Source organism: Luteimonas cucumeris (genome assembly GCF_007830035.1).
GTDB classification, from domain to species: domain Bacteria; phylum Pseudomonadota; class Gammaproteobacteria; order Xanthomonadales; family Xanthomonadaceae; genus Luteimonas_C; species Luteimonas_C cucumeris.
In genome coordinates, this window is sequence record NZ_VLKN01000007.1 from 136,717 (window position 1) to 154,216 (window position 17,500).

Genomic DNA, 17,500 nt, shown 5'->3' on the forward strand with positions numbered 1-17,500 from the left:
GCCGGCGTAGCGTGCGCTGCGCACACGATGTGATTTGACAGGCCTCGGTCCGCGCGCAGAGTGCGCGCTACAGGTGCGGAAGTGATCGCCGCTGGCGGCGCCGATTCTCACCTTCCGTACGGTAAAACCTCCCGCTACGATCGGCCCAGCAAGGCGGCCAGCACCGCCATCCGCACGGCCACGCCGTTCGATACCTGCTTCAGGATCAGCGACTGCCGGCCATCGGCGACGTCGTCGTCGATCTCCACGCCGCGGTTCATCGGGCCCGGATGCAGCACCACGGCATCGGCAGCCGCACGGCGCAGGCGTGTGGCGCTCAGGCCGTAGTCGCGGTGGTAATCGTCCAGCGATGCCACCAGTCCCTCTTCCATGCGCTCGCGTTGCAGGCGCAGCATCATCACCGCATCGACGCCGTCGAGCGCCGCGTCGAAATCCTGTGTGACCGTGCAGCCGGCCAGCGTGCCGCCCTGCGGCAGCAGCGCGTCAGGTGCGCAGATGCGGATTTCGCCAGCGCCAAGCGTGCGCAGCGCATGCAGGTCCGATCGCGCCACGCGCGAGTGCTTCACGTCGCCGACGATGAGGAATTTCAAGCCCTGGAAATTGCCGCCCTTGACCTGACGCAGGGTCAGCATGTCGAGCAGGCCCTGGGTTGGATGCGCATGGCGGCCATCGCCGGCATTGACCAGCGCGGTACCGGTGTCGACGTCCCCCGCCAGCTCCGCTACTGCGCCGTCCTGCGGATGCCGCACCACGAAACCGCGCACGCCCATCGCCTCGACGTTCTTCAAGGTGTCGCGCGCGGTCTCGCCCTTGGTAGTGGACGAGGTGGCCGCGTCGAAATTCAGCACGTCGCCGCCAAGTCGCTGCACGGCGCGCTGGAAGCTCAGCCGCGTGCGCGTGGACGGTTCGAAGAACAGCGTGCACACCGCAGTGCCGGCCAGCAGGGAGCGATCGGCGCCGTCCTCGACAATGGCCTGGGCGTGGTCCAGCAGGTGCAGCAGCGTTTCCCGCGGCAGCCCTTCGAGCGTCAGCAGGTGGCGCAGGCGGCCGCTTTCATCGACTTGGTTCATCGTCAATCAGATCCGTGCGCGAGTGGAGCTCCCGTCCCGTCGGAAAGGAGGAAAAACGAATCAGGGAACGACCATCCCATCCTGCGGCGATGCCAGCCAGCGCTCGACGATCACCGCCGCCGCCACCGCATCCAGCGCCGCCGCATCGCGCCGGCGCTTGCGGCCTTCGGCGCGGTCGGACGCGAACCGCTGCGCGGCCTCGATCGAACTGGTGCGCTCGTCCACCATCACCACCGGCAATGCATAACGCGTGCGCAAGATCTGCGCGAACTGGCGCGCGCGTTGCCGGATTGGCTGGTCGCCACCGTCGAGGGTCATCGGGTCGCCGACCACCAGGCCATCCGGCCGCCATTCCTTGTGCAGTTTGTCGATCGCGTTCCAGTCCGGTCCGTTGGCATGCACGTCGATCACCGCCAGCGCGCGTGCGCCGTGGCCGAACGCGCTGCCGACGGCCACGCCGATCCGGCGCGCGCCGACGTCGAAGCCCAGCACCGTGCCATCGCGCTTGATCAGGGTCGCGTCAGGCATGCCCGGCATAGTCCGCCATCCGCGACATGTCCACGCCGATGCGCCCGGCCGCTGCCTGCCAGCGTTCGTCCAGCGGCAGGTCGAACAGCAGTTCGGCGTCGGCCGGTGCGGTCAGCCAGCTGTTCTCCCCGATCTCGTGTTCCAGTTGACCGGCACCCCAGCCGGCGCATCCCAGCGCGACGATCACCTGTTCCGGCCCCTGCCCCTTGGCCATCGCCTCGAGGATGTCGCGCGAAGTGGTCAGGCGCAGGTTGTCGGTGATCGCCAGGGTCGAGTCCCAGTCGCCGCCGTCGTGCAGCACGAAACCGCGCTCCGGATGCACCGGGCCACCGGCCAGCACGATCTGGTTGCGCAGCGATTCGTCGTCGGTCTCGATCTGCATCTGCGCCAGCACGTCGCCCAGCGTGTATTCGGAAGCGCGGTTGAGCAGCACGCCCATCGCGCCATCGTCGTCGTGCTGGCAGATCAGCGCCACGGCGCGCGCGAAGTTGGGATCGGCCAACGCCGGCAGCGCGATCAGCACCTGGTTGGCGAGTTGCATCGTGTCGTCCGACATGGCGCCATTCTAGCAGCGTCGCATGGCCGGCCCGCCCATGCGGCGGTCACTCCGGGGCCGTGCCCGCCGTTGTCGGCGGTGGTTCTTCCGGCAGGCGCGTGCCGAACCAGCCGTCCATGAAATTGAACAGGAATCCGTAGTTGCCGTGGTAACGGGTGTGGTGCAGGTGGTGGCGGCGGCTGGCCGACAACCAGTGATCGTGGCCGGCTGCCGGCGCGAAGTCGTAATTGGAATGACCCAGGTTGTTCAGCAACAGGCTCATCACCGGCAACGACAGCAGGGCGGCAAAGCTGAAGTCGTGCAGCAGCATCGGCAGCAGGATCACATTGCCGAGCAGGATCGCTTCCAGCGGATGGAAGCTGTAGGTCGAGAACGGCGTGGTCACCAGCGAGCGGTGGTGCTGGACATGGAACCGCCGCAGCCAGCGGGTATGCAGCAGGCGATGGTTGGCATAGAAGTGGATGTCGTTCCAGACCAGCAGCGCGAGCATCTCGACCGCGACCTGGACCGGCCCGGGATCGCTGGCGAGCCGCGCCCATCCCAGCTGCAGGAAAGCCCAGGGCAGGATCGTGCCAATGCCGAAGATCAGGATGGACAGCGCCGACAGCAACAGTTCGTAACGGATCTGCCCGTCGCGCAACGGCTCCGGATCGATGCGCCGGCCGATGCGCAGGGCCGGCAGCAGGTGCCGCGTCAGCAGCCAGTTGCCGCCGCACAGCAGCACATAGATCGCGGCGAAGAAGGCCAGGCCCCAGGCCATCGCGGCCCAGGCACTCGCGGATGCGAAGCCGCTGCCAAGCGCGACGAAGGTTTGACTCGGGGCCATGACCAATATCCTGTCACACCGATCCGCGCCGCGGTTGCGCTGCGCTTGCTAGCGCTACCATGGCGCCATGTCCGGATACTGCGATATCGCCCCAGGCCACCCGATCCACGGGCCCTATCACGACACCGAATACGGCTTTCCGCAACACGACGAGGCGGTCCTGTTCGAGCGACTGGTGCTGGAGATCAACCAGGCCGGCCTGAGCTGGGAAACGATCCTGAGGAAACGCGACGGTTTCCGTCGCGCCTACCATGGTTTCGACGTCGACCGCGTTGCCGGCTACGGCGAACAGGATCGCGAACGGCTGCTTGGCGATGTCGGCATCATCCGCAATCGGCTCAAGGTCGACGCCGCGATCCACAACGCAAAGGTCGTCCAGCAGTTGCGCGCCACCCATGGCGGCTTCGCCGCGTGGCTGGATGCGCAGCACCCGTTGTCGAAAGCAGAGTGGGTAAAGCTGTTCAAGAAGACATTCCGCTTCACCGGTGGCGAAATCACAGGCGAATTCCTGATGAGCTTGGGCTACCTGCCCGGCGCGCATCGCGCCGACTGTCCGGCGATGAAGCGCATCGTCCGGCTCAAGCCCGGATGGATGGCGTAGGCATGGCGACGCGTCATCCGCCGCCGCCGCTCATGTCCAGTCGGGATCGGCGGTGAAGTCGATGGTCAGCCAGAATTGCGGCACATGCGCGTCCAGCTGGTCGGCGATGCCGTCGCGCATGCGGTCGACCTCACCGATGGTACCGGGCGAATAGTCCGGCGCCGTCAGCACGTGGACCTCGACGAAACGCGCCCGCCCGACCTTGGCGACGTGGCTGGTGAAACCGAGGAAGCCATGCTGGGCGACGAAAGCGGCCATCACCTGCTGCACCTGCCGGTCGAGCTCATCCGGCGCCACCTGCAGCACTTCGCGCATGGCACGCCAGGCGGCGCGCAACGGCGACGGTAGCATGCCGATACCGACCACCAACAGCACCAGCGGATCGACGAAACGCGTCAGGTGCGCATAACCGACACCATCCAGCAACAGCGCGAACAGGAAACTGATGAACACCGCCACGCTCAACAGGCCAGTCAGCAACCAGGCGCGCGCATCCAGATCCAGCAGCCCCGATTCCATCGTCCGGGCCTGCCGGCGGATGTAGATCGCCATGGCGAAATCGATCGCCGAGATCACGCCGATCCATAACGCGCCCATGCCGAAGGAAATCTCGCTGCCGCCGGCCAGCAGGGTCCGGGCCGCATTGATCACCGCGTAGATGCAGATCAGGCTGAGGATCGCGCTGCCGAGGGCCTCGACCATCGGCTCCAGGTGCCAATACCCATACTGGAAGCGGTGGCTTCCTTCGCTGGCGACAAGGCGCGACACTGCCAGCGACAACAGCGTCAGCACCACGTCGAGCAGGCTGTAGATGCCGTCGAAAATGATCGCCTGCGATCCCGACACCACGCCCGCGGTGATGGCGATGATGCACACCAGCATCGTCACCCGGATCGAAAACTTGAGCAGCGCCTGTTCCCGCGTCGTATCCATGTTCCCTCCGGACGGCGCCATCGCCGCGCAAGGCCTTGGCACGTCGCGCATCACAGCCTGAACGAATCCGCGCGCAGCTGTCCGATTCTAGGCCAGAAAGGCGACAGTGCGCGTTCGCATTTCCCGTCGTCGCGGGCGCCGGACGACGATGCCGCTTGACCGCCTGAACATCGGCATTCCGGGCTCGGCACCCGATACGCAATGCAGCACTCCGGCTCAGGGCCCGAACTGCAATTCCTCCGCAGTCGGCACGCGCACATCGAGCACCTCCACTTCCAGCCGGAACGGCTTGCCGGCCAGCGGGTGGTTGCCATCAACGGTGATCGTATCGCCGTCGATGGCGATGACCCTCACGTCGAGCGGGCCTTTGGCGGTCTGCGCGAGCAGCCTGGCGCCAACGACGGGCGTCGTGGCGCTGCCGAGCAGCGTGCGCGGCACGGTCTGCACGAGCTCCGGATGATGCGGCCCGAAACCTTCCTCGGGCACGACCTCGACTTCATAGCGGTCGCCCGCCTTCTTTCCCGGCAGCGTCTTCTCCAGGCCAGGCACGATGCCGCCGGTGCCATACATGTGCACCAGCGGATCGTGGCCGTGGGTACTGCCGATCTGTTCGCCCTGATGGTCGAACAAGGTGAAGTGGATCGTGGCGATGCGGCGATCTGCGATTTCCATGACGGCTCCATGCGGCGGGGGACGACGGCGTCGGATCATGCTCCGGCGCGCGTCGGACCCTAGGCTACCGCTTGGCGCGGACATGAAAAAGCCGGGACCAGCCCGGCTTTCACGACCCGCGTCACATCCGGATCAACGCACCTCGGCGACTTCCACGCCGTCCATGCCCTGCGCCAGCGTGCGCGCGTCGCCACCTTGTGCAAGCTTGATCTTAAGTCGCACCTCGTTGGCCGAGTCAGCGTAGCGCAGCGCGTCCTCGTAGCTGATCTCGCCGGCCTGGTACAGCTCGAACAGGCTCTGGTCGAAGGTCTTCATGCCGAGGTTGGTGGATTCCTTCATCACTTCCTTGAGCTTGTGGATCTCGCCGTCGCGGATGTAGTCCTGCACCAGCGGCGTGCCCAGCATGATTTCCATCGCCACGCGCCGGCTCTTGCCGTCGACGGTCGGCAGCAGCTGCTGCGCGACCACGCCCTTTAGGTTCAGCGACAGGTCCATCAGCAGCTGGCTGCGACGGTCTTCAGGGAAGAAGTTGATCATGCGGTCCATCGCCTGGTTGGCGTTGTTCGCGTGCAGCGTGCAAAGCACCAGATGGCCGGTTTCGGCGAAGGCGATGGCGTGGTCCATACCCTCGCGGGTGCGCACCTCGCCGATCATGATCACGTCCGGCGCCTGGCGCAGCGTGTTCTTCAGCGCGTTTTCCCAGTTGTCGGTGTCGATGCCGACCTCGCGCTGAGTGATGATGCAGCCCTCGTGCTTGTGCACGAACTCGATCGGGTCCTCGATGGTGATGATGTGGCCGGTCGAGTTGGCGTTGCGGTAGCCGATCATCGCCGCAAGCGAGGTGGTCTTGCCGGTGCCGGTGGCGCCGACGAAGATGATGATGCCGCGCTTGGTCATCGCCAGCGTCTTGATCACCGGCGGCAGGTTCAGTTCCTCGACGGTCGGAATCTTGGTCTCGATCCGGCGCAGCACCATGCCGACCTGGTTGCGCTGGTAGAACGCACTGACGCGGAAGCGGCCGACACCGGACAGGCCGATCGCGAAGTTGCATTCGTGCGTCTTCTCGAACTCCTCGCGCTGCGGCGGCGACATCACGTTCAGCACCAGGTCGCGGCTCTGCTGCGGCGTCAGCGGATTCTGCGTGATCGGCGCGATCTTGCCGTTGACCTTCATCGACGGCGGCATGCCGGCGGTGATGAACAGGTCCGACGCCTTCTGGTGCGCCATCAGCTTGAGGAAGGAAGTGAAATCGATGGTGCTCATGGTGGCTCCTGCGGAGCCGTGATTCGTGATTGTGATTGGTGATTCGCAAAAGGCAACGCCTCACGCAAGCGAATCAGGTTTCACCTTTACGAACCCCGGCTTTGACTAATCACGAATAACAAATCACGAATCCCGATTTCACTCGAACAGCCGCTTGTCCTTCGCATAGTCTTTCGCCTGGTGGCGGGTGACCATGCCGCGCTTGACCAGGTCCTGCAGATGCTGGTCGAGCGTCATCATTCCGTACTGCTGGCCGGTCTGGATCGCCGAATACATCTGCGCGACCTTGTCCTCGCGGATCAGGTTGCGGATGGCGGGGATGCCGACCATGATTTCCCAGGCCGCGGTGCGGCCGCCGCCGGTCTTCTTCAGCAGCGCCTGGCTGATCACCGCGCGCAGCGATTCAGACAGCATCGAGCGCACCATCGGCTTTTCGCCGGCGGGGAACACGTCGATGATGCGGTCGATGGTCTTGGCCGCCGAGCTGGTGTGCAGCGTGGCGAACACCAGGTGGCCGGTTTCCGCGGCGGTCAGCGCCAGGCGGATGGTTTCGATGTCGCGCATTTCGCCGACCAGGATGTAATCCGGGTCTTCGCGCAGCGCCGACCGCAGCGCCTCGTTGAAGCCGTGCGTGTCGCGATGCACTTCACGCTGGTTGATCAGGCACTTCTGCGAGGTGTGAACGAATTCGATCGGATCCTCGACCGAGAGGATGTGGCCGTACTCGTTCTTGTTGACGTGGTCGAGCATCGCCGCCAGCGTGGTCGACTTGCCCGAACCGGTCGGACCGGTCACCAGGATCAGGCCCTGCGGCTGGTCGATCAGATCCCGGAAGATCTTCGGGCAGCCCAGGTCCTCCAGCGTCAGCACTTCCGACGGAATGGTGCGGAACACAGCGCCGGCACCGCGGTTCTGGTTGAACGCATTGACGCGGAAACGCGCCAGGCTGGGAATCTCGAACGAGAAGTCGACCTCGAGGAATTCCTCGTAGTCGCGACGCTGCTTGTCCGACATGATGTCGTAGACCAGTGCGTGCACCTGCTTGTGGTCGAGTGCGGGAATGTTGATCCGGCGCACGTCGCCATCGACGCGGATCATCGGCGGCAAGCCCGCCGACAGATGCAGGTCGGACGCTTTGTTCTTGACCGAAAAGGCCAGTAGTTCCGCAATATCCATGCGCAGCTTCCCCGAGCGGCGTTGTGAAGCCCCCGCCGCGACGGTGTCGCGACTGGAACGATTGGTGTCCCCGCAGGCAGTATAGCGCTCAAATCCGGCCGTCAACCGGAACTCCCGACGGATGCCCCGACGTGCTTTCCGACACCTTGCACGAAGTCCTGCAAAGACTTGAAAACGCGGCGCGCGACGCGGCGCGGCCAGTGCCGCGGCTGCTCGCGGTGAGCAAGACACAAGCTGCGACCGCGGTCGCAGAACTGGCGGCAGCGGGCCAGCGCGCCTTCGGCGAGAACTACGTGCAGGAGGCCCTCGCCAAGCAGAAAAGCCTGAACGACGATGCGCTGGAGTGGCACCTGATCGGGCACCTGCAGTCGAACAAGGCGGCCATCGCGGCAACTGCCTTCGACTGGGTGCAGACGCTGGACCGGGAAAAACTCGTGCCGCTGCTGGCCACCGCGCGCGCAACGTCGCGACCTCCGCTGAACGTGCTGATCCAGGTCAACATCGACGACGAGACCAGCAAGCACGGTTGCCGTCCGGATGACGTGCCGGCGCTGGCTGGCGCCATCGTCGCGCAGCCGCGCCTGGCCCTGCGCGGCCTGATGGCGATTCCCGCACCCGATCCCGATCTCCAGCGTCGACGCATCGCCTTCCGGCGCATGAGGTCGTTGTTCGACGATCTGGCCGGCCAGCATCCACAGGTCGACACGCTGTCGATGGGGATGAGCGACGACCATGCCATCGCGATCGAGGAAGGCGCGACGATGGTGCGGGTGGGTACCGGCCTGTTCGGGCGACGAGAACGCCGGGAATCGGAAATGGGGAATCAGGCGAAGCCCCAGACATCGTGATGGAAGCGTCCATCCCTCGCGCAGGAATGTCCTACCATCCCGGCTTCATGCGCATTGTGTCCAGTTGCCGATGATTGCTCCTCCGATCCCCGATCCTCCATTCCTGACTCCCGGCTCCCCGGGCAGCATCGCCTTCATCGGCGGCGGCAACATGGCGCGCAGCCTGATCGGCGGACTGATCGCCAGCGGCACGCCCGCCAGCGCCGTGCGCGTCGCCGAACCGGTGCCGGAGCTGCGCGAGGCGTTGGCGCATGATTGTGGCGTGGCCGTGTTCGGCGACAGCATCGATGCGGTCGCTGGCGCCGGCACCTGGGTGTTCGCGGTCAAGCCGCAGGTGATGCGTTCGGTGTGCGAGAACCTGGCGCTGCCGGCGAGGACGGCACGGCCCCTGGTCGTGTCGATCGCCGCCGGCATCACCGCCGCGCAAATCGATCGCTGGCTTGGCGGTGGCATCGCCGTGGTGCGCTGCATGCCGAATACACCGGCCCTCCTGGGTGCCGGCGTCACTGGCCTGTTCGCCAATGCGCAGGTGACTGCGGACTGGCGCGCGCAAGCCGAGTCCTTGCTGGCCAGCGCCGGCAGGACGGTGTGGATCGACGACGAGGCGCTGATGGACGCCGTCACTGCCGTTTCCGGCAGCGGTCCGGCCTACGTCTTCCTGCTGGCCGAAGCGATGGAATCGGCCGCGCGCGAACAGGGATTGCCCGACGACGCGGCGCGCGCGCTGGTACTGCAGACCGTGCTCGGCGCCGCGCGCATGCTGGTCGAATCGGATGCGCCGCCCGCCGAACTGCGCCGTCGCGTGACCTCGCCCGGCGGTACCACGCAGGCGGCGATCGAGACTTTCGAAGCCGGCGGCTTTCGCGAACTGGTCGCCAAGGCCATCGCACAAGCGACCGAACGTGGCCGGCAATTGTCCGCCGCCAACGACTGAGAGGTGACACGATGAAACCGCTGCTTCCCGGCACCTGCCTCATTGCCGCATTGATGCTGACCGCATGTGGCGGCTCGCCACCACCGGCGCCCGCCGCCATTGCCGCGGACAGCGGCGAGGCGATGGCGACCATCGGCGACGTCACCATCCGCGCCAGCGCATTGCAGACCTCCAGCCTCAACGAAGCGATCGCGCGCCGGTACGACATCGCCCGCGACGACCGCACCGTGATGCTGCTGGTCGCGGTACGCAAGGGCCAGGGCACCGCGGAAACCAGCGTACCGGCACGGGTGACGGCCAGCGCAACCGGCCTGACCGGCGGCCGCCGCGACATTCCGATGCGCGAACAGCGCACCGGGGAACTGCTCGACTACGTGGGAACCGTCGACACCACGCTGCCGGAAACGCTGCGCTTCGAAGTCGACGTCGTGCGCGAGGATGGCGCCCGCTCGACGCTACGCTTCAATCGCGAGTTCTTCGCTCGGTAGGCCGGGCCCAGGCCCGGTACGGGTATCGAGGATGCAGCCGTCCTACGACGCGTGCAGAGCGGAGCCTGCTCCGCGCTTCACATGCGTAGCGTGCGCTGCGCGCACGAATCGCATCGCCCAGCCTTCATCGTGCGCATAGCGCACGCTACGAAAGGCGCAAGCTACAGAAATCAACGCTGGTTGAGCGAATATTTGCCCGGCCCCAGCAGCAGCAACGCCACGGCGGACGCGAGGAACATCGCCTGCAGCTCCAGCGCCCAGCCGCCCTGGCCATTGAGTTGTGTCAACTGGCCCATGTGCGCCAGCGCGAAGGCAAACAGCATGTTGACCGCGACCAGGGCGGCGCCGATGCGCGCATACCAGCCCAGGATCAGCAGCAGCGGCGCCAGCACCTCGCCGACCAACGCGCCATAGGCCAGGTAATGCGGAAGCCCATGCGACTGCAGCATGCCGGCGATCGGATCCAGGCCGAAGCGCAGCTTGGCGATGCCATGGAGCAGGATCAGCACGCCCAGCGCCACGCGCAGGACGAGTTTGCCGAGGTCTTGCTGTGCGGCCTGGTTCATGGGCATCCCCTGATCGATCGATGCCGGATGATAACCGTAGCCCGGGTATGCGAAGCGCACCCGGGACACACGCCATCCCCGGCGCACTTCGCCTGTCCGGGCTACCGGGACAGCGCCCAGGCGCGGATGATGCGCGCCATTTCGCGTAAGCCCTCGGTCAACGCCGCCGGGCCGGGCTGCAGGATGATCGGTGATTTGATCTCGTGCAGCTCGCCGTCGCGGACCGCGGGAATGGATTGCCAGCCGGCACGCGCCGCCACTTTTTCAGGCCGGAAACGCTTGCCGCACCACGAGCCGAGGATGATGTCCGGCGCGCGGTCGATCACCTCGCCCGGATCGGCCAGGATGCGCTGCCTGGCCAGCGACTCGCTGGCGCGTTCCGGGAACACGTCGTCACCGCCGGCGATGCGCACCAGTTCGGCCACCCACTGGATGCCGCTGATCAGCGGATCATCCCACTCCTCGAAATAGACCTTGGGCCGGCGCGGCAACGCGCGCGCATCGTGCTCGATCGTGTCGAGCCCGCGGCGCAATTCGTCGGCATACGCATTGGCCTTGTCAGCGGCGCCGACCAGCGCGCCGAGCCTGCGGACGTACTCGATGATGCCGTCGACGCTGCGGTGGTTGCTGATCCACACCTCGATGCCATGACGGATCAGTTCGGCCGCGATATCGGCCTGGATGTCGGAGAAGCCGATCACGAAATCCGGCTTGAGTTTCAGGATCTCGCCGATCTTCGCGCTGGTGAACGCGCTGACTTTCGGCTTCTCTTTGCGCGCGATCGCCGGTCGCACCGTGAAGCCGCTGATGCCGACGATGCGATGCTGCTCGCCAAGCGCGTACAGCACCTCGGTGGGCTCTTCGGTGAGGCAGACGATGCGGTTCGGCCCGAAGCGCCGTGATTCGTCATTGGTGATTCGTGATTCGGGACGGCGAACGCCCTTCTCGTCCAGCACCGCGCCGCCCGCTCTTGCCGAATCACGAATCACGAATCACCAATCCCGGGGTTCACGGAAACAACATCCGCCGCGACCATTTGCCGGCGATGTCGCGTTCGTAGAACTGGCGCTCGTGCAGACGGTAGTCGGCGCCGTACCAGAACTCGATGCGCTCCGGCTTGACCCGCAAGCCGCCCCAGCGCGGTGGCCGTGGTACATCGCGACCTTCGAACTCCTGCTCGACCTGGGCCAGGCGCTGTTCGAAGGTCTCGCGCGAATCCAGGGTTTCCGACTGTTTCGACGCCCATGCGCCGAGCTGGCTGCCGCGCGGGCGCGATGCGAAATAGGCGTCGGCCTCGGCGTCGTTGACGATCTCCACCGCCCCTTCGACGCGCACCTGCACGCCCTGGCGCACGCGCGGCCAGTGGAACAGCAGCGCCGCATGCGGATTGGCCTGCAGCTCGCGCCCCTTGCGCCCGTCCAGGTGCGTGTAGAACACGAAGCCGCGCGCGTCGTGCGCCTTCAGCAGCACGGTGCGCGCCGAAGGGCGCGCGGTGAGCGTGGCGGTGGCGACCACCATCGCGGTGCGGTCCGGCTCGCCGGCAGCGGCGGCCTCGTCGAACAGGCGATCGAAGGTGGCGAGGGCTTCGGCATAGCAGTCGTCGGTCATTGCGCTATTGTCGCGCGATGGCTCCGCACGCGCATCCTGCCGGCTTCGCTCCCGCTTTCGTGGCCGCCGTACTCGACGACGCCCTGTCCCACGACAGCCGCGTCCATGGCATCACCGGCCTGCAGGGCAGCGGCAAGTCGACCCTGTCGGCGCAGGTTGCGGCGCTGGCGCGATCACGCGGGATACAAGTGGCGGTATTGTCGATCGACGACGTCTACGTGACCCGCAGCGAGCGGCTGCAGCTGGCGCGTGACGTGCATCCCCTGCTGGCCACGCGCGGCCCACCCGGCACGCACGACGTGGCGCTGGCCTGCGAACTGGTCGATGCGCTGCGCGCGGGCAAGGCCTGCCGCCTGCCGCGCTTCGACAAGCTCGGCGATGACCGCCTGCCGGCTTCGCAATGGCCAGTCGTGCCCGGGTCGGATCCGGGACAGCGCCTGCTGATCATCGAGGGCTGGTTCCTGAAGACGCCGCCGCAGATGGACGAGGCACTGGCCACGCCCGTCAATGCGCTGGAACGCGAGGAGGATCGCGACGGCCGCTGGCGACGCCATTGCAATACCGCGCTCGCACGCGACTATCCGGCGCTCTGGCAGCGCATCGATCGCCTGTTGCTGCTGCACGGCCCGGGTTTCGATGTGGTGCCGGACTGGCGCTGGCAGCAGGAATGCGCGCTGCAGGCCGCCGATCCCGCACGTCCGGCGATGAACCGGGTGCAGGTCGAGCGTTTCGTGCAGCATTTCGAACGCGTCGGCCGGCAGGCCTGGCGGACGTTGCCGGCGATCGCGGAATGGACCGTCGCACTGGACGCGCAGCGCCGTCCGCAGTCGTGAAGCGTTGCCGCCCGCCTGATGCGTTACTGCACCAGGAAGGTGACCTTCAGGTTGACCCGCCATTCGGTCACGTTGCCGGATCCGTCGGTGACCACCTTGATCTCGTTCACCCAGGCGCCCTGGATGCCCTGCACCGTTTCCGAGCACTTCTTCAGGCCGATCTTGACCGCGTCCTCCATGCTGGTCTTGGAAGCCGCATTGAGTTCGATGACCTTGGCGACGGACATGCGCGTTCTCCTTCGAAACAGGGCGGCAAAGCCGCCAGAACGGCCACCTTAGGCCTCTCATTGTTAAGATCGCGAGGATGGAAACCGCTCCCAACCTGGTACTGATCGGCCCGATGGGCGCCGGCAAGACCTCGATCGGCAAACGCCTGGCCGAGCGCTTCGCGCTGGCTTTCGTCGATGCCGACCGCGAGGTCGAGGTGCATACCGGCGTCAGCGTCGCCACGATCTTCGATTGCGAGGGCGAGGCCGGCTTCCGCGAACGCGAACGCGAAACGCTGGCGCGGCTGCTGGCCGGGCACGCCACACTGGTCGCCACTGGCGGCGGCGCCGTGCTCGATCCCGGCAACCGCGCGCTGATGCGCCGGCATGGTTTCGTGGTGCACCTGCACGTCGGCGTCGAAGGCCAGCTGCAGCGGCTTGCGCGCTGCACCAACCGGCCGCTGCTGCAGCGCGCAGATCGCGAAGCGGTGCTGCGCGAAATGGCCGTGACGCGCGAGCCGCTGTATGCGAAAACCGCGGACCTGCGCTTCGATACGCGCGGCCTGTCGCCCGCCGAGGCGACGTCGCAGCTGGCGATGCTGCTTGCCACGCACTGGAAACGGAACATCGCCGCCGCATGAGCACGATCGCAGACCTGCAACGCACCAACGTCGAAGTCGGGGGCGAGCGACCCTACGCGATCTCGATCGGTCCTGGCCTGCTCGACGACGGCGCATTGCTCGCCGCCAGCGTGCGCGGTCGCCACGTGCTGCTGCTGAGCGACAGCCACGTCGCGCCGCTGTACGCCAAACGCGTCGCGCATGCGCTGCGTGGCGTGCGCGACGACCTGCGCATCGACGCTTACGTGCTGCCGGCCGGCGAAGCGTCGAAGACGCTGGCCACGTTCGCCGAGGCCATCGATGCACTGGCCGCGATCGGCGCCACCCGCGATGCCTGCATCATCGCGCTCGGCGGCGGCGTGGTCGGCGACCTGGCCGGCTTCGTCGCGGCCTGCTGGATGCGCGGGATCGACTGCGTGCAGGTGCCGACCACGCTGCTGGCGATGGTCGATTCCTCGGTCGGCGGCAAAACCGCGGTCGACCTGCCGCAGGGCAAGAACCTGGTGGGCGCGTTCCATCCGCCGCGCGCGGTGATCGCCGATACCGAAGCGCTGCTGACGCTGCCGCCGCGCGAACTGCGCGCGGGATTGGCAGAAGTGGCCAAGTACGGCGCGATCCGCGACGCCGCTTTTCTGGATTGGATCGAAGCGCACGCCGAAGCCCTGCTCGCCAGCGACGACGCCGCGCTGACCGAAGCAGTCGCGCGCAGCTGCCGGCACAAGGCGCAGATCGTCGAACGCGATCCCTATGAACACGGCGAGCGCGCGCTGCTCAATTTCGGCCATACCTTCGGCCACGCGATCGAGGCCGAACAGGGTTTCGGCGGCCTCAACCACGGCGAGGCGGTGGCCGTCGGCATGGTGCTGGCAGCGAAACTGTCCGCGCGACTGGGCTTGGCGAGCGACGCCGATGCGCAGCGGCTGGCAGTCCTGCTCGCCCGCCTCGAATTGCCGGTCGCGATCCCCGCCGGACTCGACGCCGAAGCCCTGCTGGCCCGCATGCGACTGGACAAGAAGGCCGATGCCAACGGCCTGCGCTTCGTGCTGTGGGACGGCATCGGCGCGGCGCGCATGATCGCCGGCGTGGCCGACGACGCGGTGCTTGCGGTACTCGGCGATTCGTAAGGTGGGCCCCGGCCCACCACCACGAAACGCCACCAACTCGCGGGATGACCATCGCAATGGTGGGCCCGGGCCCACCCTACGTACAATGACGGCCCCATGCGCCTCCTCCTGCAACAACGCCCCGATGGCCGCGAAGCTCCTCGCTTCGTGCAACTGATGCTGGAAGCCGACCTGCTCGGCGGCTGGGCACTGGTGCGCGAATCCGGCCAGATCGGCGGCCGCAGCCAGCTCAAGCGCGAGCAGTTCCTGGATCACGCCAGCGCACTGGCCGCGCTTGAACACGCGCGCGACCAGCAACTCAAGCGCGGCTTCCAGATGATGTTCGCGCAGGGTACGGACGCGCCCCGATAACCCACTCCCCATCCGTCATCCCGATCGCGGCGAGGGATCCGCTTGCGGCTACGCATCCGAAAGCAGATCCCTCGCGTCGCTCGGGATGACAAGGACAGAAGAATGACTGACGCAACAACCCCGAAGAACGACCGCCTGCTGCGCGCACTGCGCCGCGAACCCGTCGACTGCACCCCCGTATGGCTGATGCGCCAGGCCGGTCGCTATCTGCCCGAGTACCGCGCCACCCGCCAGCGCGCCGGCAGCTTCCTCGGCATGGCAAAAAATCCGGACATCGCCTGCGAAGTCACCGTGCAGCCGCTGGCGCGTTTCGACCTGGACGCCGCGATCCTGTTCTCCGACATCCTCACCATTCCCGACGCGATGGGGCTGGAGTTGTACTTCGTCGAAGGCGAAGGCCCCAAGTTCCGCCATCCGGTGCGCGACGCGGCGAGCATCGCGAAGCTCGCGGTGCCGGACATGGAAACCGAACTGCGCTACGTGATGGACGCGATCCGCACGATCCGCCGCGAACTGGACAACCGCGTGCCGCTGATCGGTTTCTCCGGCAGTCCGTGGACGCTGGCCTGCTACATGGTCGAAGGCGGCGGCAGCGACAACTATTCGCGGATCAAGGCACTGGCGCTGAACGATCCGAAGGCGCTGCACCAGCTGCTGTCGGTCAATACCGACGCGGTGATCGCCTATCTGTCGGCGCAGCGCGCGGCCGGTGCGCAGGTGCTGCAGGTGTTCGACACCTGGGGCGGCGTGCTGTCGCCATCGATGTACCGCGAATTCTCGCTGCCCTATCTCACCCGCATCGCGCACGAACTGCAGCGCGGCGTCCTTCGACAGGCTCAGGACGAGCGGGGTCTTGGACAGGCTCAGGTCCTTCGACAGACCCAGGATGAGCGGGATCATGGGACGCCGTTGATCCTGTTCGGCAAGGGCAACGCCCCGTACCTGGAAGCGCTCGCCGCCAGCGGCGCCGAAGGCGTCGGCGTCGACTGGCTGGTCGAACTGTCGGAAGCCGCGCGTCGCACCCAGGGCAAGGTCGCACTGCAGGGCAACCTCGATCCGGCCATCCTCTACGGTTCCCCGGACGCGATCCGTGCACAGGTGAGGAACACGCTGGACAGCTACGCCGAAGGCAACGGCGGCTCGCGCGAAGGCCACGTCTTCAACCTCGGCCACGGCCTGTCGCCGGACATGGATCCGGAGCACGTGCGTGCGCTGGTCGATGCGGTGCATGAGTTCAGCCGGCGCTGAGCGGCCCAGGTGTATCGCCAATTCCCGTAGGGCGCATTAGCCGCAGGCGTAATGCGCCGGATGCCACGGGCTTCGGACAACCATGCGGCGCAATGCCCTTTGGTTATTGCGCCCTACGTCCTAACTACATGCGAAAGCATTTGCCGAGTTTCGCGACTCATGGCGCTTCAACGACTCCATTCGCCGGCAAGCGATAGTGCACCCGATACAGATCCATCCCGCCGCTGCCGGGGCGCCGCGCCGACAGCGTGAACCAGTCCGGCTGCGACCAGTCAAGCATGGGTCCGTAGCTGTCGCCTTCGTCATGGTTCGCCGGCGGCGGCAGGCGCGTGCCGGTGCCGTAGCGGCCTGCGTGCGGTGCGGCAGCGAACAGATCCACGCGCGCCTTGTCGAAATCCTGAGCGCGCGCGAACACGATCGTCGCGCCGTCGGACAGGAAGGTGGCGTCGAATTCGTGGGCCACGGTGTTGATGCCGCCGGCAATGGGCCGTGCGGTCTGCAGTTTTCCCGCAGACATCGGTGCCAGATACAGATCGTGCCCGCCGGCACCGCCGGTGCGATCGCTGGAGAACAGCAATCGGTCGCCGGCCGGTGAAAGCATCGGCGCGAATTCGTCGCTCGCGCTGTTGATCGCCGCGCCCAGCGGTTCGACGTTGCCGAAGCCCTCGTCCGTTACCGGCACGCGATACACGTCATCGCCGCCCAGGCCACCGGGCCGGTCGGAACAGAAGTAGACGTAGCGGCCGTCCGCGGAGAACGCGGGGTCGAAGTCGCGCTGTGGCGAGTTGAACGACACCGGCGTGGCCGCGCTCCAGCGTCCATCGCGACGACGCGCCATCCAGATGTCGTAGCCGCCCGGCCCACCACGACGGTCGCGGCTGAACCACAGCGCCATCGCGCCGTCGGGACTGAGTGTCAACCGGATTTCGCTGGCCGACGTGGACGCGACGCCGGGTGCGAACAACTCGGCTGCACCGTCGACCCACACTACCGCTTCATTCTGTACGACCCGCTGCGCCTGCACGCACATGCAGGCGCAAACCCCGAGT

22 protein-coding genes are annotated in these 17,500 nt (G+C 66.6%); 9 read left to right on the forward strand and 13 right to left on the reverse strand.

Annotated elements, in window-relative coordinates; all coding sequences use genetic code 11:
• Positions 1-134: 134 nt before the first annotated feature.
• From IP90_RS14480 to IP90_RS14495, 4 genes are read right to left on the reverse strand one after another with little or no spacing between them, the layout of a single operon-like run.
• On the reverse strand, positions 135-1,070 hold the full coding sequence (locus IP90_RS14480) for an aspartate carbamoyltransferase catalytic subunit (protein ID WP_425477124.1): 936 nt from the start codon (positions 1,068-1,070) through the stop codon (positions 135-137).
• A gap of 60 nt (positions 1,071-1,130) precedes the next feature.
• Positions 1,131-1,598, reverse strand: a complete 468-nt coding sequence (gene ruvX / locus IP90_RS14485) for a Holliday junction resolvase RuvX (protein ID WP_144900366.1) — start codon at positions 1,596-1,598, stop codon at positions 1,131-1,133.
• Positions 1,591-2,154: a YqgE/AlgH family protein gene (locus IP90_RS14490; RefSeq protein WP_144900367.1), complete on the reverse strand. Its 564-nt coding sequence runs from the start codon at positions 2,152-2,154 to the stop codon at positions 1,591-1,593. Before IP90_RS14490 ends, ruvX begins: the two co-directional genes overlap by 8 nt.
• Before the next feature lie 46 nt (positions 2,155-2,200).
• Complete coding sequence (locus IP90_RS14495) at positions 2,201-2,980, reverse strand: sterol desaturase family protein (protein WP_144900368.1); 780 nt, start codon at positions 2,978-2,980, stop codon at positions 2,201-2,203.
• A 67-nt stretch (positions 2,981-3,047) separates the two neighbouring features.
• Between IP90_RS14495 and IP90_RS14500 the strand changes: the two genes are divergently transcribed.
• Entirely contained in the window at positions 3,048-3,581 is a 534-nt protein-coding gene (locus IP90_RS14500; protein WP_144900369.1) for a DNA-3-methyladenine glycosylase I, read from the forward strand.
• Positions 3,582-3,611: 30 nt separating this feature from the next.
• On the opposite strand, the gene IP90_RS14505 is transcribed toward IP90_RS14500, so the two are convergent.
• From IP90_RS14505 to IP90_RS14520, 4 genes are all read right to left on the reverse strand, one after another.
• Positions 3,612-4,514 (reverse strand): cation diffusion facilitator family transporter, encoded by a 903-nt coding sequence (locus IP90_RS14505; protein WP_144900370.1) that lies wholly within the window; start codon positions 4,512-4,514, stop codon positions 3,612-3,614.
• Between the two features lie 216 nt (positions 4,515-4,730).
• Positions 4,731-5,186 carry an FKBP-type peptidyl-prolyl cis-trans isomerase gene (locus tag IP90_RS14510; RefSeq protein ID WP_158635361.1) on the reverse strand — a complete coding sequence of 152 codons (456 nt, stop codon included), beginning with the start codon at positions 5,184-5,186 and terminating at the stop codon, positions 4,731-4,733.
• Between the two features lie 132 nt (positions 5,187-5,318).
• Positions 5,319-6,449 (reverse strand): PilT/PilU family type 4a pilus ATPase, encoded by a 1,131-nt coding sequence (locus IP90_RS14515; protein ID WP_144900372.1) that lies wholly within the window; start codon positions 6,447-6,449, stop codon positions 5,319-5,321.
• Between the two features lie 138 nt (positions 6,450-6,587).
• Entirely contained in the window at positions 6,588-7,625 is a 1,038-nt protein-coding gene (locus IP90_RS14520; protein WP_144900373.1) for a type IV pilus twitching motility protein PilT, read from the reverse strand.
• 131 nt (positions 7,626-7,756) lie between these two features.
• Between IP90_RS14520 and IP90_RS14525 the strand changes: the two genes are divergently transcribed.
• From IP90_RS14525 to IP90_RS14535, 3 genes are all read left to right on the forward strand, one after another.
• On the forward strand, positions 7,757-8,473 hold the full coding sequence (locus IP90_RS14525; protein ID WP_144900374.1) for a YggS family pyridoxal phosphate-dependent enzyme: 717 nt from the start codon (positions 7,757-7,759) through the stop codon (positions 8,471-8,473).
• Positions 8,474-8,543: 70 nt separating this feature from the next.
• Positions 8,544-9,407: a pyrroline-5-carboxylate reductase gene (proC, locus tag IP90_RS14530; RefSeq protein ID WP_144900375.1), complete on the forward strand. Its 864-nt coding sequence runs from the start codon at positions 8,544-8,546 to the stop codon at positions 9,405-9,407.
• A gap of 11 nt (positions 9,408-9,418) precedes the next feature.
• Positions 9,419-9,895, forward strand: coding sequence for a DUF4426 domain-containing protein (locus tag IP90_RS14535; RefSeq protein WP_144900376.1), 477 nt, complete (start codon positions 9,419-9,421; stop codon positions 9,893-9,895).
• A gap of 170 nt (positions 9,896-10,065) precedes the next feature.
• Here IP90_RS14535 and IP90_RS14540 read toward each other — a convergent pair whose 3' ends face one another.
• The 3 genes from IP90_RS14540 to pdxH all read right to left on the reverse strand — a co-directional run bounded on the left by IP90_RS14540 (position 10,066) and on the right by pdxH (position 12,069).
• On the reverse strand, positions 10,066-10,461 hold the full coding sequence (locus IP90_RS14540; protein WP_144900377.1) for a DoxX family protein: 396 nt from the start codon (positions 10,459-10,461) through the stop codon (positions 10,066-10,068).
• A gap of 101 nt (positions 10,462-10,562) precedes the next feature.
• Positions 10,563-11,378: a cobalamin-binding protein gene (locus IP90_RS14545; protein WP_144900414.1), complete on the reverse strand. Its 816-nt coding sequence runs from the start codon at positions 11,376-11,378 to the stop codon at positions 10,563-10,565.
• Between the two features lie 91 nt (positions 11,379-11,469).
• Positions 11,470-12,069: a pyridoxamine 5'-phosphate oxidase gene (gene pdxH / locus IP90_RS14550; protein ID WP_144900378.1), complete on the reverse strand. Its 600-nt coding sequence runs from the start codon at positions 12,067-12,069 to the stop codon at positions 11,470-11,472.
• Positions 12,070-12,086: 17 nt separating this feature from the next.
• On the opposite strand from pdxH, the gene IP90_RS14555 reads away from it, so the two are divergent.
• On the forward strand, positions 12,087-12,902 hold the full coding sequence (locus tag IP90_RS14555) for a kinase (protein ID WP_144900379.1): 816 nt from the start codon (positions 12,087-12,089) through the stop codon (positions 12,900-12,902).
• A gap of 23 nt (positions 12,903-12,925) precedes the next feature.
• Here IP90_RS14555 and IP90_RS14560 read toward each other — a convergent pair whose 3' ends face one another.
• A complete protein-coding gene (locus IP90_RS14560; RefSeq protein ID WP_144900380.1) occupies positions 12,926-13,129 on the reverse strand; it encodes a dodecin family protein in 204 nt (67 codons plus the stop codon).
• A 77-nt stretch (positions 13,130-13,206) separates the two neighbouring features.
• On the opposite strand from IP90_RS14560, the gene IP90_RS14565 reads away from it, so the two are divergent.
• The 4 genes from IP90_RS14565 to hemE all read left to right on the forward strand — a co-directional run bounded on the left by IP90_RS14565 (position 13,207) and on the right by hemE (position 16,451).
• Entirely contained in the window at positions 13,207-13,749 is a 543-nt protein-coding gene (locus IP90_RS14565) for a shikimate kinase (RefSeq protein ID WP_144900381.1), read from the forward strand.
• A complete protein-coding gene (gene aroB, locus IP90_RS14570) occupies positions 13,746-14,852 on the forward strand; it encodes a 3-dehydroquinate synthase (protein WP_144900382.1) in 1,107 nt (368 codons plus the stop codon). The genes IP90_RS14565 and aroB overlap by 4 nt, the downstream gene beginning before the upstream one ends.
• A 96-nt stretch (positions 14,853-14,948) precedes the next feature.
• Positions 14,949-15,203, forward strand: a complete 255-nt coding sequence (locus IP90_RS14575; protein ID WP_144900383.1) for a WGR domain-containing protein — start codon at positions 14,949-14,951, stop codon at positions 15,201-15,203.
• Between the two features lie 102 nt (positions 15,204-15,305).
• A complete protein-coding gene (hemE, locus tag IP90_RS14580; protein ID WP_144900384.1) occupies positions 15,306-16,451 on the forward strand; it encodes a uroporphyrinogen decarboxylase in 1,146 nt (381 codons plus the stop codon).
• 157 nt (positions 16,452-16,608) lie between these two features.
• Here hemE and IP90_RS14585 read toward each other — a convergent pair whose 3' ends face one another.
• A complete protein-coding gene (locus IP90_RS14585) occupies positions 16,609-17,439 on the reverse strand; it encodes a TolB family protein (protein ID WP_242007610.1) in 831 nt (276 codons plus the stop codon).
• Between the last annotated feature and the right edge of the window lie 61 nt (positions 17,440-17,500).

Coding starts and splice junctions, on each gene's coding strand:
- IP90_RS14480 (WP_425477124.1), bottom strand. CDS start 1,070: ATGAACCAAGTCGATGAAAGCGGCCGCCTGCGCCACCTGCTGACGCTC.
- ruvX (WP_144900366.1), bottom strand. CDS start 1,598: ATGCCTGACGCGACCCTGATCAAGCGCGATGGCACGGTGCTGGGCTTC.
- IP90_RS14490 (WP_144900367.1), bottom strand. CDS start 2,154: ATGTCGGACGACACGATGCAACTCGCCAACCAGGTGCTGATCGCGCTG.
- IP90_RS14495 (WP_144900368.1), bottom strand. CDS start 2,980: ATGGCCCCGAGTCAAACCTTCGTCGCGCTTGGCAGCGGCTTCGCATCC.
- IP90_RS14500 (WP_144900369.1), top strand. CDS start 3,048: ATGTCCGGATACTGCGATATCGCCCCAGGCCACCCGATCCACGGGCCC.
- IP90_RS14505 (WP_144900370.1), bottom strand. CDS start 4,514: ATGGATACGACGCGGGAACAGGCGCTGCTCAAGTTTTCGATCCGGGTG.
- IP90_RS14510 (WP_158635361.1), bottom strand. CDS start 5,186: ATGGAAATCGCAGATCGCCGCATCGCCACGATCCACTTCACCTTGTTC.
- IP90_RS14515 (WP_144900372.1), bottom strand. CDS start 6,449: ATGAGCACCATCGATTTCACTTCCTTCCTCAAGCTGATGGCGCACCAG.
- IP90_RS14520 (WP_144900373.1), bottom strand. CDS start 7,625: ATGGATATTGCGGAACTACTGGCCTTTTCGGTCAAGAACAAAGCGTCC.
- proC (WP_144900375.1), top strand. CDS start 8,544: ATGATTGCTCCTCCGATCCCCGATCCTCCATTCCTGACTCCCGGCTCC.
- IP90_RS14535 (WP_144900376.1), top strand. CDS start 9,419: ATGAAACCGCTGCTTCCCGGCACCTGCCTCATTGCCGCATTGATGCTG.
- IP90_RS14540 (WP_144900377.1), bottom strand. CDS start 10,461: ATGAACCAGGCCGCACAGCAAGACCTCGGCAAACTCGTCCTGCGCGTG.
- pdxH (WP_144900378.1), bottom strand. CDS start 12,069: ATGACCGACGACTGCTATGCCGAAGCCCTCGCCACCTTCGATCGCCTG.
- IP90_RS14555 (WP_144900379.1), top strand. CDS start 12,087: ATGGCTCCGCACGCGCATCCTGCCGGCTTCGCTCCCGCTTTCGTGGCC.
- IP90_RS14560 (WP_144900380.1), bottom strand. CDS start 13,129: ATGTCCGTCGCCAAGGTCATCGAACTCAATGCGGCTTCCAAGACCAGC.
- IP90_RS14565 (WP_144900381.1), top strand. CDS start 13,207: ATGGAAACCGCTCCCAACCTGGTACTGATCGGCCCGATGGGCGCCGGC.
- aroB (WP_144900382.1), top strand. CDS start 13,746: ATGAGCACGATCGCAGACCTGCAACGCACCAACGTCGAAGTCGGGGGC.
- IP90_RS14575 (WP_144900383.1), top strand. CDS start 14,949: ATGCGCCTCCTCCTGCAACAACGCCCCGATGGCCGCGAAGCTCCTCGC.
- hemE (WP_144900384.1), top strand. CDS start 15,306: ATGACTGACGCAACAACCCCGAAGAACGACCGCCTGCTGCGCGCACTG.